This is a genomic window from Streptomyces sp., from assembly GCF_031181555.1.
In the GTDB taxonomy this organism is placed as follows: domain Bacteria; phylum Actinomycetota; class Actinomycetes; order Streptomycetales; family Streptomycetaceae; genus Streptomyces; species Streptomyces fimbriatus.
Genome location: NZ_JAPSKQ010000001.1, coordinates 102,973 through 129,768, shown reverse-complemented (window position 1 = coordinate 129,768; position 26,796 = coordinate 102,973). Strand labels below are relative to the sequence as shown.

Below are 26,796 nucleotides of genomic sequence, written 5' to 3'. Positions count from 1 at the left end.
GCGGTCATCCTGTTCGGGCGCACCGCCTCGGCGAGGACGGCGGCGGGACCCGCACCTCCTTTCGGAGTTCGGACGTCGCCGGCCCGCGGGCCGGCGGGTGGCGGCGGGTTCCGCGTCGAGGACCCCGAGGTACGCCACCCCGGTGGCCGCGGCGATCCGCGCCCGGCCGTCCCGCACCCCTCGCGGGGCGCCGGGGCGGCCGCCGGACCGGCCACGGCCCGGGCCGGCGCCTCGGGGCGGGGCGGCACCAGCCGGCCGGTGCCCGGGCCGGCGACCGTGCCGAGCCGTCCGCCGGCGGTGCCGGCCACCACCGGGCCGGCGGGGCGGGTCATGACCGCAGCCGTTCCCCGGCCGCCGGGCGGTGCGCGGACGCCGGGTTCCCGGACCGGTGCGGGGCGTGGCGCGGCGCGGCGCGGTGGACGACCTGTCCGCGCAGCCAGTGCCACGCCGCGGCGGGCGGAACGAGCGCGCTGGTGAGCACCATGGTGACGATCTCGTCCCGGGTGCGCGGCCCCGGCAGGATCCGGGCGAGGGCGAACTCGGCGGTTCCCGCCAGCCATCCGGCGGCGCACGCCGCCGCGGCGCGCGGCCGGCCGGACAGCGCGCAGCCCACGGCCGCCAGGCCGGCCGACGTCACCGCCAGGTGCACCGGCAGGCGCCCCCGGGGGGCCTCGGCCCGACGCCACCAGCCGCGTCCGTGCAGCCGGGTCATCAGCACGTCGTCGGCGTTGCCCGCCTGGAGCCGGACGGAGGCCCAGCGCCCGGCCGGCCGCACCGGATGCGTGGTGGTGCGGCGGCCCTCGGACAGCGTCCACCCGGCGTCGAGCACCCGCAGGGCGAGGTCGGCGTCTTCCCGGAACGCCCGCCGGAACCGTTCGTCGAAACCGCCGACGGCCTCCAGCACCCGACGGCGGTACGCCATGTCGGCGGTGATCCAGCGGGCGCCGGCGAGACCGGCGGTGTTGCGTTCCCGGTCGGTGGGCCGGCGGTCCGGCGGCAGCGGCACCTCGATCCGGGCGGCGATCCCGGCGGTCGCGACACTCGCCCCGGCGAGGTCGAGGGCCAGGTCGTCGGCCCAGGTGGGGCCGGGGACCACGTCGTCGTCGAGGAAGACGATCCACGGCACGTCCCCGGCCGCCCGCCATCCGGTGTTGCGTGCGGCGGCCGGTCCGCGCGCCCCGCCGGGTACGACGAGGGTGCGCGAGCGCAGGGACGGCGGGACGGCGGCGGTCAGCGGCGTGCCGGCGGGGTCGGGGCGGTCGTCGACGACCACGACCCGGGCCGGGCCGGGTCCCTCCGCCTCGGCCAGCGCCCGCAGGCACACTCCCAGGCCGGGCCGGCCCAGCGTCGGCACCACCACCGCGTACTCCCCGCTCGGGGCGGCGGGCCCGCTCACCGCAGGACCTCGCCGTCGTCGCCGTCGTCACCGTCTCCGGTGCCGCCGGAGCGGAAGAGCTCGCCGCGCCGGACCGCGTACGGGCCGATGGCCAGCAGGTCGACGGGGGAGGAGCCGAAGCACTCCAGGGCGTCGCGCGGGTCGTCCACCATCGGCCGGCCCGCCGTGTTGAGGCTGGTGTTGACGACCACGGGCAGCCCGGTCAGCCGTTCGAACTCGCTCAGCATCCGCGCCACCAGGGGCTCGCGCGCCGGGTCGACCGTCTGGATGCGGGCGGTGCCGTCGACGTGCACCACCGCCGGGATGCGCTCCCGCCAGGCGGGGGCCACGTCGTGCACGAACAGCATGTACGGACTGGGCAGCGGACCGTCGAAGATCCCGGCGGCCCGGTCGGCGAGCACCATCGGCGCGACCGGCCGGAACTGCTCGCGGCCCTTGACGTCGTTGAGCCGCTCCAGATTGCCCGCGTGCCCGGGGTGGGCCAGCAGGGACCGGTGGCCGAGCGCCCGGGGGCCGTACTCGCTGCGCCCCTGGAACCAGGCGACGATGCCGTTGTCCGCCAGCGTCCGGGCCACGGTCCGGGCGATGTCCGCCGGCCGCTCGAACGGCACGGCCGCCGTCTTCAGCCAGGCGCCCAGCTCCGCGTCGGACCAGTCCCGGCCGAGGTCGGCGCCGGCCATGGGCTCCGGTTCGTCACCGGCACCGGCGGACAGCAGCAGGGCGCCGCCCAGGGCGGTCCCCGCGTCACCGGCCGCCGGCTGCACCCACACCCGGGAGAACGGACCCTCGCGGGCGATACGGGAGTTGGCGACGCAGTTCAGGGCCACGCCGCCGGCGAGGGTGAGCACCTGGTCATGGGTACGGCCGTGCAGCCAGCGCACCAGGTCCAGCAGGGTCTCCTCCAGCACGGCCTGCGCACTGGCGGCGACATCGGCGTGGTCCCGGGTCCACGGCTCGTCCGGGCCGCGCGGCGCGCACAGCTCGCGCCAGGGCACCCCGGTGGCGTGGAAGCCGCCGTCCCCGGTCGGATACACGTACCGGCGCAGTTCGGGCAGCATGCGCGGGGTGCCGTGGGAGGCGAGGGCCATCACCTTGAACTCGTCGGCGGACCGCAGGAAGCCGAGGTGCTCGGTGAGTTCCTCGTAGACCAGGCCGAGCGAGTGCGGCAGGTCCTGCGCGTACAGGGGTTCGAGCCGGTCGCGCACGCGGCGGGCGGCGAGGTGGGAGGCGCGTTCGCCGCGGCCGTCCAGCACGAGGACGGAGGAGTCCCGGGCGTCGGGTGCGGCGAAGGCGCCGGAGGCGGCGTGCGCCATGTGGTGCGGCACGAAGCGGACGACGCCGGGGTCCAGTCCGGGCAGCGCGGTGCGCAGGAAGCCGGGCGCCTCGCGCGCGTACGTGAGCCGCAGGTGGTCCCACGGGTCGTCCAGGCCCATCGCGTCGGCGGGGCGGGCGAGGGCCGGGTCGAAGGAGTAGGCGACCGCGTCGAGGTCCTGCGGGCGCAGCCCGGCCCGCTGCAGACACCAGGCGGCGGCCTTCTCGGGCAGTTCCCAGGCGGAGAACGGCAGCGGCCGCTTGCCGTGCTTGCGGCGGGAGAACCGTTCCTCCTCCGCGGCGGCGACGGTACGCCCGTCGATGACGAGGGCGGCGGCGGGGTCGTGGAAGAGGGCGTTGATTCCGAGGATGCGCATGGGGACGGGCCTTTCGCGGATCGGGGCGGGCGGCGGGGCCGCGATGTCCTGGGGCCGGCGGGGACGGCCCCGGTCAGTGGTCCGCTTCGGCGCGGAACCAGGCGATCGTGCGCCGCAGCCCTTCCTCGGCGTCCACCCTCGGCTCCCAGCCGAGCTTGTCCCGGGCCAGCGTGATGTCCGGGCAGCGCACCGCCGGGTCGTCCACCGGGCGTTCGATGAAGCGGATCTCCGACGCGGAACCGGCGAGTCCGACGACGAGACGGGCCAGGTCCAGCATGGTGATCTCGCCGGGATTGCCGATGTTGACCGGGCCGCGCATCCCGTGGGCGGCGGCCGCGAGGATGCCGGCCACCGTGTCGTCGACGTAGCACAGCGACCGGGTCTGCTGCCCGTCCCCGGTCACGGTGAGGGGCTCGCCGGCCAGCGCCTGCCGCACGAAGGTCGGCACGGCGCGGCCGTCGTGCCCGCGCATCCGCGGGCCGTAGGTGTTGAACAGCCGCACGATGCAGGTGTCGGTGCCGTGGGTCTCGGCGTGGGCGGTGGTCAGCGCCTCGCCGAAGCGCTTGGCCTCGTCGTAGACGCTGCGCGGGCCGACCGGGTTGACGTTGCCCCAGTAGCGCTCGTCCTGCGGGTTCTGCTGGGGGTCGCCGTAGACCTCCGAGGTCGAGGCCAGGACGAAGCGGGCCCCGGCGGTCCGGGCGAGCCGCAGGGCGTTGCGGGTGCCGAGGCTGCCCGTCTCCATGGTGTGCAGCGGCAGCCGCAGGTAGTCGGCGGGGGAGGCGGGGGAGGCGAAGTGCAGCACGAGGTCGGGCGGCCGCCGGACCGGCAGCTCCTCGGCCACGTTGGCCTGCACCAGCGTGAACCCGGGCCGTTCGAGCAGCGGGGAGATGTTCTCCGGCCGGCCGGTGCTGAAGTCGTCCACGCAGGTGACGGCGGCGCCCGCGTCCAGCAGGGCGGCGCACAGATGGGAGCCGACGAATCCGGCGCCGCCGGTGACGACGGCGTGCTCCCAGTTCCGGGATATGGCGGTGTTCATGTCGCTCAGCCCTCCGTCGGAGACGTCGGAAACCGGCTCGGCCCAGGGCCTCCGGCGCCGGGCCGGGCCGGGCCGTCGAGCCCTGGAGGGCGGCGGACACCCTCGGGGCCAGCGTGGGCCGGCGGAGTGGCCGCGGCACGGTCGCGTACTGCGATCCAGTGAATGACGGAGCGTGACGACGCCCGCGGGACCGGCCACCGGTCCGTCGTTCCGGCAGGTGGGGGCGGGCGGGGAGGCCACGGGAGGCGGCGGGCGATCGCCGCGGGCGGCGCGGTGGAGGGCGGACGGTCCCGCGGGCGTCGGGCGGCGCCGACGGAGGCGTCGAAGGCGGGCGCGGCGCGGGCGCCTCCCGGCACCGGGGAGAGGGCGGGCCGTACGGCGGCCGCGGGGCGGGTGGCCCCCGGGCTCAGGCGATGAGGGTGTGGTCCGGGTCGAGCCGGTCGAGCAGGCCGGAGTGGTGGAGCCCGGCCACGGGCGCGAGCAGGTCCGGGTGGCGCAGCAGCGCCGCCGCGCGCCGGTCGGCCTCGTCGGGGGTGAGCAGCCGCCGGAACTCGGCCGGCAGACCGACCGCGTGCTCGCCGTCCCGGGCGAGCGCGGCCACCGCGCGGGAGGCCAGCTCCGGGTCGGTGAGCAGGCAGGCGGCCCAGCTGGCCACGACCTCGTCGACCCAGGTGCGCCAGGCGTCCGCCGCGACACCGTCGCCCGCGTCGGCGCCGGTGACCCAGTCGAGCCGCGCCGAACCACCCGGGCCGGCCAGTTCCAGCAGGGCCGCGTCCATCGCCGTCGGGTACCGGAGCCACGCCGCGACCGTCACGGCCTGCCGTGCCTGCGCCTCGCACAGGGCGGAGGCGAGCGCCCCGCCGGGAGCGGGGAAGGAGCGGGTCAGCCACTGCGCGGTCGCCGCGATGACCGGGGAGAGATCTGCTTGCACTGCCGGGCCGTCCGAACGGGTGGGGTAAGGGAAACCTCACCGGCACGGTAGTCCCCGGCTCACCCGTCCGGACGTGATCCGGGCCTCGTTCGGCACGTGGTCTCGGACACACCCGTCCGGGCGGTCCGCCCGGACGGGGTGACCTGGTGGTCCGGCGGGGCACCCGGCGGCCATGGACGTACTCAGCCGCCCCCTGATCGACCGCACCCTGCCGCTGCTGGCCGAGGGCTACGCCTGGCTGCCCAACCGGATGCGCGACAGCGCCGGCCCCGTGGTGCGCACCCGGCTCCTGGGCCGGCCCGCACTCGCGCTGCGCGGACCGGAAGCGGTGCGGTTCTTCTACGACGAGCACAACGTGCACCGGCATCGCGCGATCCCCGAGCCCGTGCTCGCCACCCTGTTCGGCCACGAGGCGGTGCACACCCTCGACGGCGCCGCCCACCGCGCCCGCAAGGCCCTGTTCCTGCCGCTGCTGGCACCCGACCGCATCGCCGGACTGGTCGAGCAGGTCACCGAGGCCTGGGACGACGCCGTGCACGCGTGGAGCCGGCGCGGCTCCGTCGTGCTGTTCGACGAGGCGAGCACGGTGCTCACCCTCGGTGTCCACCGCTGGGCCGGGATACCGCTGGACGACTCCGACGCCGGGGCGGTGGCCCGCGACATGATCGCGATGGTCGACGGCTTCGCCACCGCCGGACCGCGCCACCTGCGGGCCCGGCGCGCCCGCGGCCGCCAGGAGGACCGGCTGGCCCGGCTGGTGCGGGACGTGCGGTCCGGCGGGGTCACCGCCCCCGCGGACTCGGTGCTCGACCTGGTGTGCCGGCACCGCGACGCGGACGGTGGGCCGCTCGACGAGAGGACGGCCGCGGTGGAACTGCTCAACGTCGTCCGTCCGACGGCCGCCGTCGCCTGGTTCGTCGCCTTCACGGCGCACGCCCTGCACCGGTGGCCGGAGCACCGGGCGCCCCTGGCGGACGGTGACAGCGCGTTCACCGCGGCGTTCACGCACGAGGTGCGCCGCTTCTACCCGTTCGTGCCGTTCCTCGGCGGCCTGGCCGCGCGGGACCTGTTCTGGCGGGGCGAATGGATACCGGCCGGGGGACTGGTGGTGCTCGACGTGTACGGACAGAACCACGACGCGTCGCTGTGGGGCGACCCGTACACCTTCCGTCCGCAGCGCTTCCTCGAACGGCCCGTCGAGCGCGACGAGTTGATTCCGCAGGGCGGCGGCGATCCGGGTGCGGGCCACCGCTGCCCCGGCGAGGGCATCACCATCGGCGTGCTGGAGGCGCTCGCGGTGCGGCTGGCCCGCCTGGAGTACACGGTGCCGGAGCAGAACCTCACGATCGCGCTGAACCGCGTCCCGACCCGCCCGCACAGCGGCGTCCTCCTGGCCGGCGTGCGTCCGCCGGCCGACAGGACCGGCGTCCGGACCGGCCGCGGCGCCGGGGCGGTCCGATAGGGCAGGGCTTCGGCCCGCACGCTCCCCGCGGTGCCGCGCCCGGGCCGCCTGCCGCGGCCCGGGGCGGAGCAGTACGTCCACCGCCGTGCGGGCCGGGACCCGGGACGCGGCGACGGGTGCCCCGCGGGCCCGTGAGGAGGCGGCGGCAGCGGCGGACTCGGGGGCGCGGACGGAACCGTCCGCGCCCATGACCGCGACGAAGGGGTGGACCGCGGACACCCGGGCGCCGACGCTGCCGATGTCCGACGAGCCGAGAGGGACGCCCGGGGCGGGCGGGGCCGGTGCGATTCCCGACCGGGACAGGGGCGCGGCGGACCGCTCGGAGAGCACCCCGCCGTCGCGGAAGTGCTCGGGACGCACATGGCCCGCTCCGCCTCGGCGGTGGCGCCGGTGGCGCGGGCGACGCCGTCGGCGCACCCCCGCAGCCGGTCCGCCGGCTCCTCCCGGCCCCGGGTGGCGGCCGCGCGGAACCCGAACAGGCCCTCGGCGTGCCCCCGCGGCGCCCCGCGCCACCGGCCCGGCACCCGTCGGCGCCGCGGGGCCGTACCGGTCAGGGGGTCACAGGCGCTGCCACAGGGCCGGTGTGCCGGCGGGCGCCCACGCGCCCTGGGCCTGGTGGGTCTGCAGGCACTGGTAGCGCACGCCGTCGCGGGTCACCGTGGCCCCGGCCTCGTAGACGCGGCCCGCGGCCCACTCCTGCGCGGTGCCGTCCTGCGGGGCCGGTGCCGTCACCTGCGCGGTGGCCGTGGTCAGCGTGAGCCCGAAGTCCGTGAGGATCGGGTTGACCGGCTGGTAGAACGTCGTGCCGCCGCTGGTGCAGTCCCCGGAGCCGCCGGAGGTGACGCCCTGCGCCTGGGCGCCCGCCACGAACGGCCCGCCGGAGTCGCCCGGCTCGGCGCACACCGTCGTCCGGGTCAGCCCGTCGACCCTGCCCTCCTGGTAGCTGACGCTCGCGCCGTGCTGCTCGACGGTCCCGCAGCGCCATCCGGTGGTCGAGCCGGAGCGGCACACCGCCGCCCCGACGAGCGCCTCCGCCGAGCCGGTGACCTGCACCTCCTGACCGCCCTGCGCCTTGACGTCGGGCGTGGGCGTCCACTGGTCGCCGGTGGCCACCCACGCCATGTCCTTGCCGGGGAACGTGGAGGCCTCGAAGGCGCCCTGCGCGGTCCGGTCGTATCCGGTCGTCGTGTCGCCCGGATCGCCGCAGTGGCCGGCGGTGACGAAGCCCCCCTGCTCGCCCTTGGTGACGGAGAAGCCGACGGAGCAGCGCGCGGAGTCGTTGATGTAGAAGGCGTCCCCGCCGGTGATGTCCTGCAGCAGGCGCGGCCGGACCTCCGTCATGCGGATCCCGACGTCCTCGCCCCGGAGCCCCGCGGCCTCGACGAAGGCGGCTCCCGCCTCCTGGCTCGTCGCCTGGACCATGATCCGGTTCTTCGGTACGTCGACGTACCACACGGGCGTGTCGAGGGTCCGGACGCGGCCGGCCGCCGCGTCCAGCTTCTCCTTGGCCGCCTCCAGGTCGGCCAGCGTCCGCCGCACGACGGCGGCCTTCGCGCCCTGGGCCTCGATGGCCGGCACGTCCTCGGCGTCGGTGGTCGCGACGGTGAGCTCCTGGGAGGTGTCGCCGCGCACCCACGCCCCGGCGAACCGGTCGCCCAGGGCGATGCGCAGCCGGCCCGCGCGGGTGCCCGCCTCCGCCTCGTTGACCAGCCGTTCGGACGCCTGAGCCGGCGTCAGCCCCAGGTCGCGCCGGAGGGCGTCGAGCAGATGGGGCGGCGGCCGGTCGGCGCCGAGGGTCTGTGCGGCGCCCGGCACCGTCCCCGCCGCGGGTGCGGGATCCGCCGCCGCGGCGGCGGGGAGGCCGGCGAGCACGAGAGCGCCGAGCGCGGTGACGGCCGATCGGCGCGCCGCCCGGGCATGTCTGTGGACCATTCGGTACGTCTCCTTGCGTTCGGGGGAAGCCGCCGCGCGCCCGGCGGAAAGCGTCGGACACCCCTAGGCCTTGCCCGCCGCGCCGGGGGCGATGTCGTGGACGGTCCGCTTTCGCGCTTTGGTGGGCGCACGGGCGCCAAGTGCAGTACCAGGACGCGACGGAGCGCCCCCGGGGTGTCAGGCGGGCCGCAGGCCGGGCGAGCCGGCCTCGGTGACGAAGGAGGCGACCGTGGAGACGGGCGCGCCGGGTGTCGTCACGGCGGGGACGATCCGGAAGTCGGCCCGGGCGTTCTCCCGGCCCAGCTCGACCCGCACGAAGCCGCGCCGGCCGTCGTAGAACCTCAGGTGGGGATTGGCCCGCATGAAGGTGTCCCAGTTGGCCGGCCGCTCCGTGCCGTCCCTGCCGCTGGCGACGGAGGTGCAGGTCAGCTCCGTTCCCAGGGTCGCGGAGGCGGGGTCGTCGAAGTCGTCCTTGATGTCGAAGGCGTACCCCGCGTGGACGTCGCCGGTGAGCACCAGCCAGTTGGCGGCACCGGCCGCCTTCGCCCCCGCGACGAGACGGCCGCGGCCGGCGCGGTAGCCGTCCCAGGCGTCCATGGAGAGTCTCGCCTCGGCGTTCAGGTCGAACTTGCGCTGGGAGAAGCACACCTGCTGGGGCATCACGTTCCACAGCGCCGTCGAGGCGGCCCATCCGTCGATCAGCCAGCGCTCCTGGGCGTCCCCGGTGAGGGTGCGCGCCGGGTCGTCCGACTCGGGGCCGGGAACGTGCAGTCCGTCGCCGTAGGCCTGGTCGGAGCGGTACTGGCGGGTGTCGAGGACGTCGAACTGGGCGAGCGTGCCCCAGTGCAGCCTGCGGTACAGCAGGGCGTCGGGGCCCTGGGGGAACTGGGCGGCGCGCAGCGGCTGGTTCTCCCAGTGCGCGCGGTAGGCGGCGGCGCGCCGCACCAGGAACTGCTCCGGATCGCTGCCGTTCTCGTCGACGGCGCCCGCGTAGTTGTTCTCCGTCTCGTGGTCGTCCCAGGTGACGACGAACGGGTGGGCGGCGTGGACGGCGCGCAGGTCGGGATCGCTCTTGTAGAGCGCGTAGCGCAGCCGGTAGTCCGCCAGGGTCGTCGTCTCGCGGTTGAACACGTCCGGCAGCACGAGGTCGGTGTAGTTGCGGGCCCCGCCCGCGGAGTCCACGGCGTACTCGTAGAGGTAGTCGCCGAGGTGGAACACCACGTCGACGTCCTCCTGCGCGAGATGCCGGTGCACGGTGTAGTAGCCGTCGTGGTACGCCTGGCAGGCGACGGCGGCCAGCCTCAGGCTCGCGGTGTCGCTGCCCGGGCCGGGAGCGGTGCGGGTGCGTCCGGTGGGGCTGATCCAGGGGCCCGTGCGGAACCGGTAGCAGTAGCGGCTGCCGGGTGCCAGGCCCCGCACGTCCACGCGCACGCTGTGGCCGTACTCCGGGTGGGCGAGGGCGGTGCCCCGCTGCACGACCGCGGCGAAGGACTCGTCCAGGGCGACCTCCCAGGAGACCACGACCCGTTGCTGCCCGAGCCCCCCGTCCGCCTCGAAGGGGGCCGGGGCGAGCCGGGTCCAGATGAGCACCGAGTCGGGCAGCGGGTCCCCGGAGGCGACGCCGAGCGTGAACGGGTCCTGGGTGATCCGGACCGCCGGGAGCTCGGGTGCGGCGAAGGCGCCGCGCGCGGGCAGGTTGGTGGTGAAGGCGAGGGCGGCGGCCGCCGCGGTGACCGTCAGGAACCGACGGCGTGCCAGATGCCGTGCTGCGGAGCGCAGTTCGGTGTCGTGCGGGGCGAAGGCGTGTGCGGACGGTGGTCCGGGACGGCCCGACGGCGCCATCTGGTGTCCTCTCGTACGGGGTCGGGGCGGATCGGCGGACGAACGGCACGACGAGCGGACGGCCCCGTCCCTCGCCCCGCGCAGGCCGACGGCGGGCGCGGGCCGGCGAGCGCGGTCCGCGCCCCGGGCTGCGGTGTGGCGACGTCGGCCACGGGACGCGGAATCTGCATGCTAATCAGACAAAGTGCTCAAAGCGGGCACGCCGTGCGGGGTGTTCACACAAGAGGCGGTACGCATCCCGGGCCGGAGCAGCAAGAAGCGCCGCCGGTGTGGACCGACGGCGCTGGGACCGGGGGTGGCGGCGGCCGGGCTCAGCCGGTCGCCGCGTGCGCGCCGGTGCCGGCGCGCACACGGTCCGGGGCCGGCAGGTGGTAGACGTGGAAGGCGCGGCCGATGACCGGCTGGGCGACGTTGCGCACCTTGACGCCCCCGGTGGTCATGCCGTGCTCCGTGCCGGCGTGCGCGTGCCCGTGCACGGCGAGGTCGGCGCCGGCCGTGTCGATCGCCTCGGCCAGCAGATAGCTGCCGAGGAACGGGTAGATCTCCAGCGGTTCCCCGGCCAGGGTCTCCGGCACGGGGGAGTAGTGGGTGAGGGCGATCCGCGCGTCGCAGCCCTCCTCCGCCAGCCGCTCCAGGGAGGTCCGCAGGTCGTCGGCGCACCGGCGCGAGTGCCGGACGAACTCCTTCATCACCGGCTCGCCGAACTCCCCGGCGCTGCGCCCGACGAACCCGCCGCCGAACCCCTTGGTTCCGGCCACCCCGATCCGCGCGTCCCCGGCGTCCACGACCGTCCCCTCTCCCTCCAGCACGTGGGCGCCGGCGTCCCGCAGGAGGGCCGTGACCTCCTCCGGCCGGTCGTCGTGGTGGTCGTGGTTGCCGAGCACGGCGACCACCGGGACGCCGAGCCCCCGGATCTCGTCGGCCACCACGCGGGCCTCCTCGGGCGTGCCGTGCCGGGTGAGGTCCCCGGCCAGCAGCAGGAGATCGGCGCACTCGGGCAGGGTGTCGAACGCGGGACGCAGCACGCCCCGGGTGTCGGGCCCCATGTGGATGTCCCCGACGGCGGCGATCCGGATCATGACAGCTCCTCCGCGTGATCGGGTGACGAGGCCTCGGTGACCATGATGTCGTAGTGCACCTCGAGCCCGGTGAGCTCCTCGCGCACGGTGCTCAGGACGTCCTCGCGGCACCGGGCCGAGGGGACGGTCCCGGTGACCAGCACGGACTCGCCGCGGACCTCGATGTGCACGCCGAGCTCGCCGAGTTCGCCGGAGGCGAGACGGTCGTGGAGATGGGCGACGCGGTACTCCGGGCTCTGCGCCGGTGGCGTGCCGCCTGCGGATTCGGCGTCGTGGGCGTTCATGAGGGTTCCTTCCGCGGACGTGTGTCAGATGACGTTCAGCCGTTCCAGGAGGAAGAAGAAGGCGGCGGGCATGGGCTCGTCGCCGCAGTCGCGCCGCACCCGCTCCCAGTCGACCTTCTCGCGCAGGGCGCGGGCGATGGGCAGCACCGCACCGAAGTCGCAGTGGTGCTCGGAGAAGGCGGCCAGCAGGCTCCACAGCAGATCGGTGGGCGCCAGGACCGGCATGCGCACCGACTCCACCGGAAGCTCCTCCGCCCGGTCGAGCATCTCCGCGGAGACGGGCCGGTGCGCCAGCTCGAAGATGATGTCGACGTCCTGGCCGAAGCACGTGGCCTTGATCAGCCAGTCCTCCGGCGGGGCGTAGACCGTCAGCCCGGCCTCACGCAGCGTGGCGGCCACCGGTTCGGCGTCCTCGGGGCGGACGCAGAAATCGACGTCGTGCTGGAGGTTCCCGCTGCCGCCGTGGGCGTAGACGGCGACGCTGCCGGCCAGCGCGAAGCGGTGGCCGGCCCGCTTCAGCACCGCGCCGACCTGCTTGGCCGCCTCCAGGATGGCCTGGTTGCGGTCGCGGGGCAGGTCGGGGCCCTCCTCGGACCGCCCGTCGTGCGGAGCCCCGGCGGCCGGGGGCGGCGGCCCGGGGGCGTCCATGGCCAGACGGAGGTCCGGGGTCCCCGGGTGCCGGACGAGCGTGGCGTCCTCACCGTTCTCCGTCATGACCACTCCCTTCACCGATCGGACGGGTCCGCACGGCGCCGCCCGGTGTCCCTGCCCGGCACGGCCCTGTGTGCCGCACTGAGTACCCGGCGCGCCCGCTCCGACACGGACCGGGACGCACGGGGTACGGACCGCTCGCCGCCGCACCCCGGCGGGCACCTCGGGACGCACAAGAAAAGCGCCGAGACCGGTCACGACTGAATATGGGACAAAAGGCAGGGAACGTGAAGAGCGACCCTGGGTGATGCGCTGGTGGAGGTCGACATGAACCAGAACACGTCTCGTTCGCCGGATCTTCCGCAGCCGCTGCGGGCCGTCGCCTCCGGGCTGCGGCACCTGCCGGGTGCGGAGCAGGTGGGCAGGGTGGCCGGCGGTGCCCTGGACACGATCGGCGCCGTGTCCCCGCGCGGACGCCGGATGGCCGTCTACACGGGAGCCGGCGTGCTCGGTGCGGTCGGCGTCGTCGAGTGGCCGGTGGCGCTGACCGGCGCGGCCGTCGCCTGGCTCACCCAGCCGCGCCCCGGACCGCGCCCGGAGGGCACGAAGTCCTCGGACGGCGGCACACCGGACGCCGCCGAAGGGCGGCAGGACGCGCGCACCGAGCCCGGAACCGAGCCGGAGCCCGCTGCCGAGCCGTCCGCCGACCGCGGCCCGGGCGACCGGCTGGCCTCCTCCCGCCACCGGCACGAACCGGCGGAGCAGCACACGCACGAACAGCCCGCCAAGGTGGGCGACACGGCCACGGCGTCGGCGCTCAAGCAGGTCGCCGAGGCCACCACGCACCACGGCCCGCCCGGCGCGCACGGGCAGCCGCACGACGACCGGCACACGGGCTGAGCCGGGATCACAGGACGGTCTGCGATGCTCACACGTTTCGACGTCGCCCCCCTCGCCGGGGCCGTGGCGGGCGCCGCCGCGGGCGCCGCCCGCGGCACCGCCCAGGGCATGACGTCCGTCCGCGACACGACGCGCCGCGTCCGGCACGTCGCCCGCAACGCACTGAGCGGCGACCGGCACTGGCGGGCCGGTCACCGCGTCCACCTGGCCCTGCGGAACCCCGACGGCGCCGCCGGCCCGCTCGCCCGCAAGGCCGCCGTCGAACTGCTCGACCACCCGGACGTCCTGACGGCCTACTGGGACGAGGGACTGTCCCGTCTGGTGGTGACCGCGGTGACGGACGCGGTGAGCGACCGCGTGACCCAGCACGCCGTCGAGCTCGCCACCCGCCTCGGACTGACCGAGGACGCCGGCCCGGAGGGGGAGGAGGACGAGACCGCCCACCCCGGCGACCCCCGCGAGGTGCGGGTCGCCGCCGGGGCGCTGCTGCTGGACGCGGCCGGTGCCGCCGGCGCCCTGGCCGGCCGGTCGCTGCGCCTGCCGCGCAGTCCCAAGGTGATCACCGCCGCCGTCACCCTGCTGCGCGAGAACCCCCGCTTCCGCGCTCTGCTGCGGCAGCGGTTCGGCCACAGCGGCATGGAGCTGATCCTCGCCGCGGCCAACGCCACCGTGCACGGCGCCGGGCAGTCCCCGGTGTCCCTGGTGCTCGACGGACTGCTGCGCACCGGCCAGCTGACCGAGGCGGTGGCCAGGACCGCCGCCTTCGAGACCCTGCACGACGACGTCTGCCTCGAACAGCGCACCAGCATCCCCTGCCCCGCCGACACCCGTCCGCCGCTGCGGGTGACGCCCGCCCAGGCCTACGCGGCCCACGCCGGCACCGGCAGCGTCGCGGGCGCCGCCGCCACCCTCCTCGTCACCCACGACACGCGGGAGGCCGCCGAAGCCGTCCTCGCCGGATCGCCCAAGGCCGCGCGCTACGGCCCGGCCGCCTTCAGCGCGGCCCTCGGGATCCACCTCGCCCGGTCCGGAGTCCTCGTGCGCAGCGGGGAGCGGCTGCGGCAACTGGAGATCGCCGACTCCCTCGTCCTGCACGCCGACGCCCTGCGCAGCCACCCTCGGGACGACGCCGCCCCCGACGGGGTGTCCGCCGTGTTCGACGACCCGGTCGACCCCTGCGCCGAAGCCGTCCTCGACGCGGCCCGCAGGGCGGGACTGCACGTGGTGATCACCGGCGGCTCCGACCTGAAGGACATCACCCGCCTGGCCGACGAGGTCGCCCCGGCCGACCTGCCGTTCGCCGACGTCGTCCGGGCGCTGCAGAACGACGGGCACATCGTGGTGAGCGTCGCCCGCGTGGGCACGCGCGGGGACGGCGACGTGGCGGCCGGGCTGCCCGCCGGTGACGTGGCCGTCGCCCTCACCGACGCGCGCTCGGCCGTCGCCTGGGGCGCCGACGCGCTCGCCCCGAACGGACTCGGGGACGTGTGGCGCCTGCTGACCGCGATCCCGGCGGCACGCCAGGTGGGCCGCCGCTCGCAGACGCTGGCCCGGGCGGGCGCCGCCCTGTCCGGGCTCATGGTGGCCCGCGGCGGCACACCCGGTGGCCGCATCTGGCGGCGGCTCACCCGGCACGCCCCGGTGAACATCGCGGCGGCCGGTGCCCTGCTCGCCGGTCTGACCGCGGCCGCGCGGGTGGCCACCGCCACGCCGCCCGAACCCCGGCTGCACGTGCCCTGGCACGCCCTGGAACCGCACGAGGCCCGCGACCTGCTCGGCACCTTCCGCACCGACGCCGAGCCCCGTGGAGCCGCCGCCCTGCTCGCCGACCGCGCGTGGCAGCGGGCGGCACGGCTCACCCGTACGCCCGCGGCGGCCCCCGCCCGCTGGACCTGGGAGGCGGCCGGTGCCGTCCGCCGGGAACTCGACGACCCCCTCACGCCCGTCCTGGCCACCGGCGCGGTCGCCTCGGCCCTGCTCGGCTCGCTCGTCGACGCGCTGCTCGTCGTCGGCGCCATGGACATCAACGCGGTGGCGGGCGGCCTGCAGCGGCTGCGCGCGGAACGCGCACTGGCCCGGCTGGCCGCCCGGCAGCAGCCCAAGGCACGCCGGCAGGACGCCCGCCGGAACACGGTCACCGTCGACGCGGCCCGGCTGCGGCCGGGTGACCTGATCAGCCTCGGCGCCGGCGACGTCGTACCGGCGGACGCGCGGCTGCTGGAGGCGGACGGCCTGGAGGTCGACGAGTCGGCACTCACCGGCGAGTCGCTGCCCGTGACCAAGGCCCTCGAACCCACCCCCGGCGCACCGGTGGCCCAGCGCACCTGCATGGTCTTCGAGGGCACCACCGTCGTGGCCGGCCGGGCCTGCGCGCTCGTGGTGGACACCGGCGACCGCACCGAGGCGGGCCGGGCCATCACCCTGGCCGCCCGCACCCCGCCGCCCGCCGGCGTCCAGGCACGGCTGCAGGAACTGACCCGCAAGGCCCTGCCGGTGACCCTCACCGGCGGCGCGCTGGTGACCGGACTGTCCCTGCTGCGCGGCAGCCCGATACGGCGGGCCGTCAGCGGTGGTGTCGCCGTGGCCGTGGCCGCGGTCCCCGAGGGCCTGCCGCTCGTCGCGACCGTCGCCCAGATGGCGGCCGCCCGCAGGCTGTCCCGGCGCGGCGTCCTGGTCCGCACCCCGCGCACCCTGGAAGCGCTCGGCCGGGTCGACACCGTCTGCTTCGACAAGACCGGCACCCTCACCGAGAACCGGCTCCGCCTGGTCCGGGTGGCCACCGCCGACGGCACCGTGCTCGCCCCGGACACCGAGCGGGCCGTACCGGTCGTGCGGCTGGCCGCCCGCGCCTGCCCGCAGGAGGAGACGGGCGAGGGACGCCGCGTCGCGCACGCCACCGACGAGGCGGTCCTCGACGTCGCCCCGCCCGACGACTCCTGGACCGCCGACGGCGAACGCCCCTTCGAGGCCAGCCGGGGCTACGCGGCGGCGGTCGGACGGGACGCCGGCGACGCGGACGCCGGTGGACTCCTCGTCGTCAAGGGCGCCCCCGAGACGGTGCTCCCCGCCTGCCGGGACCTCCCCGACGACGCGACCGAGACGGCCCACGACCTCGCCGGGCAGGGACTGCGCGTCCTCGCCGTCGCCCGTCGCCGGTGCCGGGCGGCCGACGCCGCCGCCGAACTCGACGCCGACCTCGCGGACCTGGAGTTCGTCGGTCTGATCGCCCTGGCCGACGTCCCGCGCGCCACCTCGCAGGCGCTGCTCACGGAACTGCGCCGCTCCGGGATCCTGCCCGTCATGCTCACCGGCGACCACCCGGAGACCGCCCGCGCCATCGCCCTGCAACTGGGCTGGCCGGAGGAGACCGAGGTGGTCACCGGGGACGAACTCGTCACCATGGGGCGGCGCGACCGGGTCCGCGCCCTGCGCGGCGCCGCCGTCGTCGCCCGGGTCGCGCCCGAACAGAAGCTCCACGTCGTGGAGGCCCTGCAACAGGCCGGCCGGGTGGTGGCGATGGCCGGCGACGGTGCCAACGACGCCGCCGCGATCCGCGCCGCCGACGTCGGCGTCGGCATCGAGGCCCGCGGCTCGGCCGCCGCCCGCAACGCCGCCGACATCGTGCTCACCACCGGCGACCTGTCCGTCCTGGTGGACGCCGTCGGCGAGGGCCGCGCCCTGTGGCGCAGCGTCGCCGACGCGGTGAGCATCCTCATCGGCGGCAACGCCGGTGAGGTCGGCTTCAGCGTGCTGGGCACCCTGCTGGCGGGTTCCTCGCCGCTGTCGACCCGTCAGCTGCTGCTGGTCAACCTGCTCACCGACATGTTCCCGGCCATGGCGGTGGCGGTGACCCCGAGCGACGACCCCTCGACGGCGGTGCACGCCGCGACCGGCCCGATGGGGCTCGACGTCCTCGGCGCACCCCTGCTGCGCGCCATCCGGCGCCGGGGCGTGACCACCTGCCTCGGCGCGGTCACCGCGTATCTGATCGGCCGTCTCACCCCCGGCACCGAACGCCGCTCCACCACGATGGCCCTGTGCGGCGTGGTCGGCGCGCAGCTCGTGCAGACCCTCTCCGGCCGCCGCCACAGCCCCTTGGTGTGGGCGACGGCGCTGGGCTCCGCCGCCGTGCTCGCCGCCCTCGTGCAGACCCCCGGCGTCAGCCACTTCTTCGGCTGCACCCCGCTCGGGCCCCTCGCCTGGTCCGGCGTGGCCCTGGCCATCGTCCTGTCGGCCCTCGCGCCGCGCCTGGAGCGCCTGGAGTCGGTACGGCACCTGTACGGGGCGGCGTCCCGGCTCGCCCTGCGCCTCGGCGACTCCGTGCAGCAGACCCGCCACCTGCTGCACAGCGGTCCCGCGCGGCCGGTGGCGTGACGGCACCCGCGGACCGGCGGTCACCGGCCCACCGGATCGCCCTCGGCGCCGTCGGACCGGGTGCGCAGCACGACGTGGCCGCCGTGCCGCAGCCCGGTGTCCAGCCGCAGGCGGGCCGCCTCACGGCCCGACCGCGCGTCGACGAGGTGCACCTCGCCGTGGCCGCCCCGGGTGACGGCGACCCAGTCCGCGCCGGGCGACGCGGCCACCGCCCGCCGCTGGACCCCCTCCCACGGCGTGCCGCCGCGACGCGGGGCGCCGTCCATCGCGGGAAGCGGCACGCGGCGGACGCCGCCGTCGGAGCCCAGCAGGACCAGTTCGTCGCCGTCGGGGTGGACGCGGGTGAAGGCCGTGTGGTCGCGGGCGAGGGCCAGCCGGAAGACCAGCCCCGGGCCGAGGTCGGTCAGGGTGGTGCGGCCCGTCCCCGGCTCGTGGCACCACGCCTGGTTGGTCCACTCCGGCCAGCGCAGCGGATCCGGGGGACCACCGCGCAGCGTCGACCACAGCGTCCGCCGTACCGGATCCAGCCGCAGGTACCAGCCCCGGGCCGGTGACCCCCAGGGGATCACCGGTTCCGCCGCGAGCGTGCCGCCCTCCCGGCGCGCCCGGTGCACCCCCTCGCCCGTGGCCGCGAACACGGTGCCGTCGTACGGGTCGTGGGCGTCCCCGTGACCGTCGGCCGGCAGCGGGAGCTGCGCGTGCGGGACGGCCGGCGGGCAGCCGGGCGGAGCCCCGAGCAGGTCGGCGAAGCGGTGGACGGCGAGCGCCCCCGGCTCACGGTGCCGCAGGACGACCAGGGGGTCCTCACCCCCGAGCACCGTCACCCCCGGCTCACCCACGCGCGTGCGGACCCGGGCCGCGTCCCCCGTGGCGAGGTCCACGACCGTCACCAGGTCCGACCACGGCCCGGCGTTCCTGCCCACCCCGGTCGTGACGGCCAGCAGGCGCCCCGAGGGATCCGCGGCGAGGTGCTCGGCCGGTACGGCGACCGGGACCGCGGCCGCGACGAGCGCACCGCCGAACGGATCGAGCACCAGCAGTTCGCCCCTGCGGTCGTCGACACAGGCCACCCGGCCGCCGGGGAGCGCCAGGAACCCCGCGTGCTCGGATAGATGACGGCCCGTCAGGCGGTGGACCTCGGTTCCGTCCGGCACGGTCAGCACTCGCACCACCCCTTCCACATGGCCGGAGACGAGCAGGAGCGGATCGACGGTCATCGGAGCCTCCAGGGGGCGGGAACGATCTGTTGAAAACGATTATCATGTATCTTCAACGGCGTTCCGGCCCCTGAGAAGAAGCGAGGGCATGCCATGCTGCGCCCACTGTCCAGATCCGTCCGAAACCGGCTCGCCGCCGCCCTGGCGTGCGTCGTCCTGGCCGGATGCGGAGCGTCCACCGAGCCCGCGAGCGAGGAGGGGGCCGCCGGCGCCGGGACCGACGTCACCGTGGAACCCATCGAGGCGACACGGGAGTTGACCGACGCGAACGGCGTCAAGATCTCCCTGCCGAAGGAACCGCGGCGCATCGTCTGCCTGTTCGCGATGTGCGACGACATCCTGACCGAACTGGGCATCGTCCCCACGGCCACGAACAGCGCGCTCCTCGCCCACGAGGACTTCCTCGGGAAGGAGGGGGCCCGGCAGGTCGAGATCATCCCCGGCGGGTTCATCGCCCCCGAGGTGGAGGCGATCCTCTCCCACGAACCCGACCTCGTGATCGGCCTGGAGGACACCCACGGCAAACTCGCCCCCGCCCTGAAGGGCGCCACCACCTTCTGGCCCATGCAGCCGGAGACCTGGCAGGACAGCGTGGGCTACCTGCGCGACGTCGCCGCGCTCACCGGGCGCACCGCCGAGGGGGAGAAGGCCGAGAAGGCCTTCCGCACCAAGCTGGCCGCGGCGGAACGGGCGAAGAGCGACCGCACCGCGCTGATCATCTACGGCAGCGACGAGAACTTCGGCGTCGCCACCCCCGAGGGGGACGCCGCCGCCAGCCTGTTCCCGAAGATCGCCGACTACCCCTGGAAGTCCCGGGGCGTGGAGGGGAGTTACAGCCTGGAGGAGATCCTCGCCAAGGACGTCGACGTGCTGTTCGTCGAGACCATGAGCTTCGGCGACGCGGACGGCAAGCTGTCCGAGAAGCTGGCGAAGAACCCGCTGTGGGGCAAGATCCCGGCCGTGCGCAACGGCGACGTCCACGAGGTGAACTCCGAGGTGTGGGCCAAGGGGCGCGGCACCCGTTCGCTGGGCATCGTCCTCGACGAGGCCACGGCCGCACTGCGGTGAGCGCCCCCACCGTGAAGGGCGCCGCGGAGGCGGCCGGCCGGAGGGGACGGTGGCAGCTCCCCGCCGTGCTCGTCCTGCTGGCCGCGGCCTCCGTGTGCGCCCTGACCCTGGGCACCCCGTACGTGCCGCTCCACCGCGTCCCCGCCGCACTCGCCGACGGGGACACCACGCTCGCCGGCGTCGTCGTGGGCGAACTCCGCGTACCCCGGCTGGTACTGGCGCTGCTCGCCGGTGCCTGCCTGGGCGCGGCGGGACTCGTGCTCCAGGAGGCGCTGCGCAATCCGCTGGCCGTCCCGGAGATGCTGGGCGTCTCCTCGGGGGCCGCGCTCGGGGTCGCCGCGCCCCTGGTCCTCGCGGTGTCCGTCCCGGCCGCCGCGCAGCCCCTGCTCGCCATCGGCGGGGCCGCGTTCGGCGGCGGGCTGACCCTGCTCGCCGCCGGGCTGGGGCGCAGTCCGTCGGCCGTGCTCCTGACGGGGGCCGCGGTCTCCGCCGCGTTGCAGGCGGCGCTGCTGGTGCTGATGGTGATGGCCGACCAGCTCGACCTCCAGCTCATCTACCGCTATCTCCTCGGCTCCCTCTCCGCCCGCACCTGGGAGGACGTGACCGGACTGTGGCCCTGGCTGCTCGTCGCGGTGCCCGCGCTCGTGCTGTGCGCGCCGGTGCTCTCGGTGCTGCGGCTGGGCGACGAGGACGCCGAGGCGCTGGGCGTGCGCGCCCAGCGGGCCCGGTTCGCGGCGCTGGCCATCGCCATCGTGCTGATCGCGCCGGTGACGGCGGTGTGCGGGCCGGTGGCGTGGGTCGGTTTCCTCGCCCCGCACCTGGCCCGCCGGATCGACCCGCGGGCGGACGCGGTGCGGTGGCTGCCCTGGTCGGCGGCGTGGGGGGCCGTCGTGGTGGCCGTCGCCGACCTCCCGGCCCGGCTCGCGCTGGCCCCCGTGGAGACCCCGGCCGGCGCCTGGACGGCACTGCTGGGCGTACCCGCGGGAGTCGTCCTCCTGCGCTCCGGGAACCGGCGCCCGGGACGCCGCCGGCGGTGGGGCGGCGCGGGCGCGGCCCCCGGACCGGGTGCCGGGCCCGCCCCCGTGCTCCCGGAGCAGGTCCGAGCGGAGGAGGCCCGGTGAGCCGGCGTTTCACCGTGCTCGTCGCACTCGTCGTCGTGTGCGCCGGCGCCGAACTGGCCGCCGGGCGCGGCATGTCCCCGGCCGCGCTCTGGGACGTCCTCGGGGGAGGGGGCAGCCCCACGGAGCGGCACATCCTGCTCCAACTCCGCCTGCCCCGGCTCCTGGTGGCCCTCGGAGCGGGGGCGTGCCTCGCTGTCGCCGGCCTGGTCCTGCAGTCGGCCCTGCGCAACCCCCTCGCCGGACCCGAGGTCACCGGGGTGACGCCGGGTGCGGTGCTCGGTGCGGTCACCGCGACCGGACTCGGGTTCGCGGGGTGGGAGTCGCCGCTGGCCGTGGTCGTCGCCGCCTGCCTGGGCGGCTGTGCCGGGGCGGCGCTGCTGTGGCTGCTGGCCGGGCGCGGCGGGGCCGATCCCGCGCAGACCGCCGTGCACGGGGTGCTCGTCTCGGCGGTGCTCGGCGGGCTCACCGCCATGGTGCTGCTCGTGGCGCCGGGGCAGCTGGGCAGCGTCGTCCAGTGGCTGGTCGGCACCACCGAGGGCCGGGTCTGGCAGCACTGGCACCTGCTGTGGCCCTGGGCGATGGTCTGGACGGCGGTGGCCTGGCTGCTGGCCGGCCCGCTGACCCTGCTGCGCTGCGGCGACGACATCGCCACCGCCGCCGGTCTGGCCACCGGCCGGGCCCGCCGGCTCGCCCTGCTGTGCGCGGTGGCGCTGACCGCGGGAGCCGTCGCCGCCGTCGGGGCGCTGGGGTTCGTCGGGCTGCTCGTGCCGCACCTCGCCCTCGCGGTGTTCGGCGCGGACCTGCGCCGGGCCCTGCCGGGCGCCGCCCTCGTCGGGGCGGTCGTGGTGTGCGGGGCGGACGCTGCGGCCCAGCTGGCCTCCCGGCTGCTGGCGACGACAGGGGGCGCGGGCACGCTCACCCTGCCCGTCGGGGCGCTCACCACCTGCGTCGGGGCCGGGCTGCTGCTGGTCGTCGTGCGCCGCGCCCCGGACCGAACGTTCTGATCGATGTGTCGACGAAGGACAGAGCATGACCGAACCCATGGGGATCCGCGTCGAAGGGGTCCACTTCGGCTACCCGGGCCGACCCGTGCTGCGCGGCGTCGACATGACCGTGCGGCCGGGCGAGCTGACCGCCCTCATCGGCCTCAACGGCTGTGGCAAGTCGACGCTGTTGCGCCTGGCCGCCGGCCTGCTGCGGCCCGCGGAGGGACGCGTGCTGCTCGGCACCGACGACCTCGCCCGGCTCTCCCGGCGGGACACCGCCCGGCGGGTCGCGTTGCTGCACCAGTCGGCCCCGGCCGTCCCGGGCATGACCGTGCGGCACCTCGTCCGGCAGGGCCGGTACGCGGCGCGCGGCCCGCTCGGCATGCTGCGCGAGGGCGACGATCCCGTCGTACGGCGGGCGTTGCGGGACGTGGGCGTCGAGTCGTGGGCGGAGCGGCCCGTGGACGCGCTGTCCGGCGGTGAGCGCCAGCGGGTCCGGCTGGCGATGGCGCTCGCCCAGGACACCCGGATCCTCCTGCTCGACGAGCCGACCACCTATCTCGACCTGCATCACCAGCTCGACGTGCTGCGGACCGTGGTGCGGCTGCGCGAGGAGCGCGGCCTGACCGTCGTGATGGTGCTGCACGACCTCGCCCACGCCGCCCGGTTCGCCGAGCGGATCGTGGCCCTGCGGGACGGCCGGGTGGCCGCCGACGGGCCGCCGGAGGAGGTCGTGACACCCGGGCTGCTCGCGGACGTGCTCCAGGTGGCCGGCCGGGTCGGCCGGGACCCGGAGGGCGGCTGGCCGGTGTGTTACCCGGATCACCCTCTCACAGCACTAGAATATGAAAATCATATTCACTAGTGTGTGCGGTGCGGCGGTCATCCGAGCGCCGCATCTCCCTGACGAACGAGGAGAGTTCATGGACAACGAGCAGGTCTTCGCCCCGATCGCCGACCCGGGCCAGCTGGCCCACGACTCGGCCTCCCACTCCAACGCCCTCGTCGAGAACCCCTTCGAGGACACCGAGGAGTAAGGGAGCCGGTCTCCCTCTCTCGTGGGCCCGCCCGTCGCCTTCCGGGCGGGCCCACGCCCTTCCCAGGCCCTTTCCCCCAGGAGATTTCAGACGTGCCCCGCAGTCAGCTCGCACCCGGTGTCGAGGTGGTCGCCGTCCCCGGCCGGGGTCTCGCCGTCCGCACGGCCGACGGGGAGTTCCTCACGGTCAGGACCGGCGGCGCGGACGAGGAGTCCCTCCTCGGCAGGCTCGCCGGCGCACCCACCACCGCCGGAACCGGGCCCCATGCCGACCCCGACCCCGAAGTCGACCGCATCGTCCGGGCCTTCGCATCGGCCGGACACCTGACGGACGAGCAGCCGCCCTCCGCGTGGCCCACCGGACTGCGGGACGTACGGCTGCTCGGTGACCGGGAGCTCACCGAGCCGCTGGCCGCGTATCTGCGCGCCGCGGGGGCCGAGCCCGGGCCGGGAGAGCCCGGGGACCTCGCCGCCGGGCGGCCGGCCGCCGTGGTGTGGTGCCTGAACGGGCCCGTGCCCGACGGCCTGTGGGACGCCGCCGACCGGCTGCCCGGACAGCGCGTCGCCTGGCTGCGCTGCCACCGCGAGGGCCTGCAGGCCTACGTCGAACCGCTCGCCGCCGACCCCGGCGACGTCACCTCCGCCCACGTCCGGGCCCGTCGCCTCGCCGCCACTCCCGCCCACCGCGAACTGGCCGCCTACTGGGCCGGACCCCGCACCGGCGGCGCACCCGTCGAACTCACCCCGCCCGCTGCGAGCCTGGTCGCCGCCCTGCTCGCCGACGACCTCACCCGGTGGGCCACCGGCGCCCCCGAACGAGGTCCGCTTCCCGCCCGGCGCCGCCTCCGCCGGGTCGATCTGCGCAACCTGACCGTCACCGAACACCCCGTCCTGCCCGTCCCCGACGTCGCCGCGGCACCGGTGACCGCGCGATGACGCCGTTCACCACGACCGTCGAGGGCCTCGCCACCGACGTCCGTCTCCCGGACGGGCGGGGGCCCTTCCCCGCGGTGCTCGTCCGCACCCCCTACGACCGGCTGCGGCACCGGGCCGAACTGCGCGGCTGGGCCCGCCGCGGATTCGCCGCCGTGGCCCAGGACGTGCGCGGCCGGCACGGATCGCCGGGGGAGTGGCGCCCGTACGAGAACGAGACCGCCGACGGCGCCGCCACCGCCCGCTGGATCCGCCGGCAGCCCTTCAGCGACGGCCGGCTCGTGGCCGCCGGAGGGTCCTACGCCGCCCACTGCGCCCTCGTCCTCGCGCTCGACGCACCCGGCGACGCCCGGCCGGACGCCGTCATCGCCGCCGTCCCGGCGCTGGGTGCCGCCGACACCGCCCGTGAACCCTCCGGTGTGGAGCGGCTCGCCGCCCGGGCCGGCTGGTGGGCCGCGCACGGCGACCGGCGGGACTCCGACGCGGCGGCCCTGGACAAGGCCCTCGCCGCCGACCCCGGCCTGCTCACCCACCTGCCGCCGGCCGACCTGCCCCGCCGGCTGGGCCGCGCGCTGCCCTCCTGGCCGGGGCTCTGGCACCACCGTGAACGCGGCCGGCTGATCGCACGGGCGGCCGACGCCCGGGTTCCGCTGCTCGCGGTGGGCGGCCACCACGACCACTTCACCGAGGACACCGTCGCCCTGTGGCGGCACTGGGGCGGCCCCTCGGCCCGGCTGCTGCTGGGCCCCTGGGGACACGGCCTCGTCACCGAGCCGGGACCCGACGCCGACCCCGCACACCGCATCGACCTCGGCGACCTCTACGTCCGTTGGGCGCGCCTGGCCCTCACCGGGGACCTCGCGCCGGGCATCCGGGGCGCGATCGGACTGGGCGGCAGCCCCCTGTGGCTCGGCGCCGGCACCGAGGGCGAGCCGTACGCGCCGCGACTGCGGCTGCTGCGCGGCGCCTCCTTCACCGCCGACCCCGAACACCCCGTCTCCTCGGAGCACCTGACCGTCCCCGCGGACGGCACCCCCGACCGCTGCCTGCTCGTCACCCCGCCCCTGCCACGCCCCCTGGACGTGGTCGGACCGGTCCACGTCGCGCTGCGCGCCGCGGCGGACACCCCGTCCGCCGACTGGGCCGCCCGCCTCACCGCGCTCACCCCCGGGGGCACGGCACGGCGCCTCGCCGTCGGTGTGACCCGGCGCGCGGATCCCCCGGGGCGGGTCACCGGGTTCACGGTGCCGCTCGGCCGGCTCGCCCGGCGGCTGCCCGCCGGCACCCGGCTGCGCCTGGAGATCGCCGGGCACCACTTCCCGGCCCACGCCCGCAACCCCCACACCGGCGAGGACCCGATCGGCGCCCCGCGCCTGCTGGCCTCCCGGCGGGACGTCGACCCGGCCGGGACCCGCCTCCGCCTGAGCGTCCTGCGCTCCCGTCCCACACCCACCGATCCCGCACAGGAGATCCTGCGATGACGCCGCTGCCGCTGGAAGCCCTCGTCGACCCGGTCTGCGGCATCGTCCGCAAGGTCAAGCCCGTCGAGCACCCCGCCGGTGCCCCGCCCCGCTACACCGCGCTCACCGCCGAGGTGTCGGACGCCCGCAGACTCGGTCTGTGGCCCGCCGACCGGGTGTCCCTCGGCACCACCTTCGGCGACCCCGAGGGCGCCCGCATCGCCGCGATAGCGGAAGGCGTCGAACGGTACTGCGGCAACCGCGTGCCGCCGCCGGGCCACCCCGCCGCCCCGCTGCGCGCCACGGCCGCCGAACTGACCGGCAAGGGGCTGCGGTTGTACGGACCGGAGGAGCTGCCCTCGTACGCCGACTGGCAGTACGCCCGCGACCGGTTCCCCTACCGCCGCCTCACCCCCGACACCCCCGCCCTGTGGACCCGCGGCACCGAACGGCTGCCCGGCGCCGGGACCGCCGAGGTGTGGGCGCCGGTCGCCCTCACCCACCTCAACTGGCGCCAGGGCGAGCTGCGTTCACTGCCCCGCACCCATCACCTCAACTACGCGGGCATCGCCACCGGGCAGGGCTTCGACGACGCCGTCGAACGCGCCCTGCTGGAGATCGTCGAACGCGACGCCCTCGAGCTGTGGTGGCACCTGGACGGCCCGGCCCGCGGCATCGACCCGGCCACCGTGCCCGGCCTCGCCGACGACCTGGCCGGTTCCGGTCTCGAGGTCCATCTCGCCGAGATGCCCTCGGAGTTCGCCCCCTGCGTCGCGGCCCTCGTCCACGACCCCCGGCTCGGACTGTACGCCGCCGGGTTCGCCTGCAAGTACGATCCGGCCGAAGCCGCCCGCAAGGCAGTGCTCGAAGCCGTCCACACCTGGGTCTTCACCCAGGGCCTCACCGCTCCGGACGGCTGGGTGTTCCAGGCCGTGGAGGCCGGGCTGCTCGCCCGCGGCCTCTACCTGGACCACCGGTCCGACGCCCGGTACCTCGACGCGTGCGGCGAACACTTCGAGCACGTACGGGACCTGGGCGCGCACGTCCAGGTGTGGCTGGACGAGCGGATGGCCCCCGAGGCCCGCCGGTTCACCAAGCCCGCGCTCGGCACCGTCCCCGTGCAGGCGGTGCCGGCCGGCAGCCGGGAGCGGCTGGAGAACGCGCTCCACGACGGCGGCCACCGGATCATGACCTTCGACCTCACCACCGAGGACGTGGCCGAGACACCGCTGCGCGTCGCCCGGGTCCTGGTCTCCGGACTCCTGCCCAACGCCCCCGCCGCCTTCGGCTACTTCGGCTGCCCGCGCCTCGCCCGCGCCGCCGTCGACCGCGGCTGGCGCACCGGCGCCCCGAGCGGACCCGAGGACTTCACCCTGGCTCCCCCGCCCCACATGTGAGGC

General features: G+C 76.3%; 21 protein-coding genes. 11 read left to right on the top strand and 10 right to left on the bottom strand.

The window, feature by feature from the left end; all coding sequences use genetic code 11:
* Positions 1-328: 328 nt before the first annotated feature.
* From RIM90_RS00565 to RIM90_RS00550, 4 genes are all read right to left on the bottom strand, one after another.
* The gene (locus tag RIM90_RS00565; protein ID WP_309058472.1) at positions 329-1,396 is read right to left on the bottom strand and encodes a glycosyltransferase; all 1,068 of its coding nucleotides are present in this window, start codon (positions 1,394-1,396) and stop codon (positions 329-331) included.
* A complete protein-coding gene (locus RIM90_RS00560; protein ID WP_309058471.1) occupies positions 1,393-3,084 on the bottom strand; it encodes a carbamoyltransferase C-terminal domain-containing protein in 1,692 nt (563 codons plus the stop codon). Before RIM90_RS00560 ends, RIM90_RS00565 begins: the two co-directional genes overlap by 4 nt.
* 73 nt (positions 3,085-3,157) lie before the next feature.
* The gene (locus tag RIM90_RS00555) at positions 3,158-4,120 is read right to left on the bottom strand and encodes an NAD-dependent epimerase/dehydratase family protein (RefSeq protein WP_309058470.1); all 963 of its coding nucleotides are present in this window, start codon (positions 4,118-4,120) and stop codon (positions 3,158-3,160) included.
* Between the two features lie 406 nt (positions 4,121-4,526).
* The gene (locus RIM90_RS00550; RefSeq protein ID WP_309058469.1) at positions 4,527-5,051 is read right to left on the bottom strand and encodes a hypothetical protein; all 525 of its coding nucleotides are present in this window, start codon (positions 5,049-5,051) and stop codon (positions 4,527-4,529) included.
* Positions 5,052-5,223: 172 nt separating this feature from the next.
* Between RIM90_RS00550 and RIM90_RS00545 the strand changes: the two genes are divergently transcribed.
* Positions 5,224-6,513: a cytochrome P450 gene (locus RIM90_RS00545; protein ID WP_309058468.1), complete on the top strand. Its 1,290-nt coding sequence runs from the start codon at positions 5,224-5,226 to the stop codon at positions 6,511-6,513.
* Between the two features lie 558 nt (positions 6,514-7,071).
* On the opposite strand, the gene RIM90_RS00540 is transcribed toward RIM90_RS00545, so the two are convergent.
* The 5 genes from RIM90_RS00540 to RIM90_RS00520 form a co-directional block, all read right to left on the bottom strand.
* Complete coding sequence (locus tag RIM90_RS00540; RefSeq protein WP_309058467.1) at positions 7,072-8,445, bottom strand: alpha-lytic protease prodomain-containing protein; 1,374 nt, start codon at positions 8,443-8,445, stop codon at positions 7,072-7,074.
* 177 nt (positions 8,446-8,622) lie between these two features.
* Positions 8,623-10,287, bottom strand: a complete 1,665-nt coding sequence (locus RIM90_RS00535) for an alkaline phosphatase D family protein (protein WP_309058466.1) — start codon at positions 10,285-10,287, stop codon at positions 8,623-8,625.
* 311 nt (positions 10,288-10,598) lie between these two features.
* Positions 10,599-11,366: a metallophosphoesterase gene (locus RIM90_RS00530; protein WP_309058465.1), complete on the bottom strand. Its 768-nt coding sequence runs from the start codon at positions 11,364-11,366 to the stop codon at positions 10,599-10,601.
* Positions 11,363-11,650, bottom strand: coding sequence for a hypothetical protein (locus tag RIM90_RS00525; RefSeq protein ID WP_309058464.1), 288 nt, complete (start codon positions 11,648-11,650; stop codon positions 11,363-11,365). Before RIM90_RS00525 ends, RIM90_RS00530 begins: the two co-directional genes overlap by 4 nt.
* A 24-nt stretch (positions 11,651-11,674) precedes the next feature.
* Entirely contained in the window at positions 11,675-12,364 is a 690-nt protein-coding gene (locus RIM90_RS00520; protein WP_309058463.1) for a nucleotidyltransferase family protein, read from the bottom strand.
* 264 nt (positions 12,365-12,628) lie between these two features.
* Between RIM90_RS00520 and RIM90_RS00515 the strand changes: the two genes are divergently transcribed.
* Positions 12,629-13,201, top strand: coding sequence for a hypothetical protein (locus RIM90_RS00515; protein ID WP_309058462.1), 573 nt, complete (start codon positions 12,629-12,631; stop codon positions 13,199-13,201).
* Positions 13,202-13,225: 24 nt separating this feature from the next.
* Positions 13,226-17,575 (top strand): cation-translocating P-type ATPase, encoded by a 4,350-nt coding sequence (locus RIM90_RS00510; RefSeq protein WP_309058461.1) that lies wholly within the window; start codon positions 13,226-13,228, stop codon positions 17,573-17,575.
* Positions 17,576-17,595: 20 nt separating this feature from the next.
* On the opposite strand, the gene RIM90_RS00505 is transcribed toward RIM90_RS00510, so the two are convergent.
* Positions 17,596-18,792 (bottom strand): hypothetical protein, encoded by a 1,197-nt coding sequence (locus RIM90_RS00505; protein ID WP_309058460.1) that lies wholly within the window; start codon positions 18,790-18,792, stop codon positions 17,596-17,598.
* 93 nt (positions 18,793-18,885) lie between these two features.
* On the opposite strand from RIM90_RS00505, the gene RIM90_RS00500 reads away from it, so the two are divergent.
* The 8 genes from RIM90_RS00500 (at position 18,886) to RIM90_RS00465 (ending at position 26,793) form a co-directional block, all read left to right on the top strand.
* A complete protein-coding gene (locus RIM90_RS00500; protein ID WP_309058459.1) occupies positions 18,886-19,860 on the top strand; it encodes an ABC transporter substrate-binding protein in 975 nt (324 codons plus the stop codon).
* Positions 19,861-19,937: 77 nt separating this feature from the next.
* Entirely contained in the window at positions 19,938-20,981 is a 1,044-nt protein-coding gene (locus tag RIM90_RS00495) for an iron ABC transporter permease (protein WP_309058475.1), read from the top strand.
* Positions 20,978-21,985, top strand: a complete 1,008-nt coding sequence (locus tag RIM90_RS00490; protein WP_309058458.1) for an iron ABC transporter permease — start codon at positions 20,978-20,980, stop codon at positions 21,983-21,985. The genes RIM90_RS00495 and RIM90_RS00490 overlap by 4 nt, the downstream gene beginning before the upstream one ends.
* A gap of 25 nt (positions 21,986-22,010) precedes the next feature.
* The gene (locus RIM90_RS00485; RefSeq protein ID WP_309058457.1) at positions 22,011-22,832 is read left to right on the top strand and encodes an ABC transporter ATP-binding protein; all 822 of its coding nucleotides are present in this window, start codon (positions 22,011-22,013) and stop codon (positions 22,830-22,832) included.
* Between the two features lie 58 nt (positions 22,833-22,890).
* A complete protein-coding gene (amiA, locus tag RIM90_RS00480; protein WP_241270818.1) occupies positions 22,891-23,004 on the top strand; it encodes a streptamidine family RiPP in 114 nt (37 codons plus the stop codon).
* Positions 23,005-23,096: 92 nt separating this feature from the next.
* A complete protein-coding gene (locus RIM90_RS00475) occupies positions 23,097-23,939 on the top strand; it encodes a hypothetical protein (protein ID WP_309058456.1) in 843 nt (280 codons plus the stop codon).
* Entirely contained in the window at positions 23,936-25,417 is a 1,482-nt protein-coding gene (locus RIM90_RS00470) for a CocE/NonD family hydrolase (RefSeq protein ID WP_309058455.1), read from the top strand. Before RIM90_RS00475 ends, RIM90_RS00470 begins: the two co-directional genes overlap by 4 nt.
* The gene (locus RIM90_RS00465; RefSeq protein ID WP_309058454.1) at positions 25,414-26,793 is read left to right on the top strand and encodes a YcaO-like family protein; all 1,380 of its coding nucleotides are present in this window, start codon (positions 25,414-25,416) and stop codon (positions 26,791-26,793) included. The genes RIM90_RS00470 and RIM90_RS00465 overlap by 4 nt, the downstream gene beginning before the upstream one ends.
* Positions 26,794-26,796 lie beyond the last annotated feature (3 nt).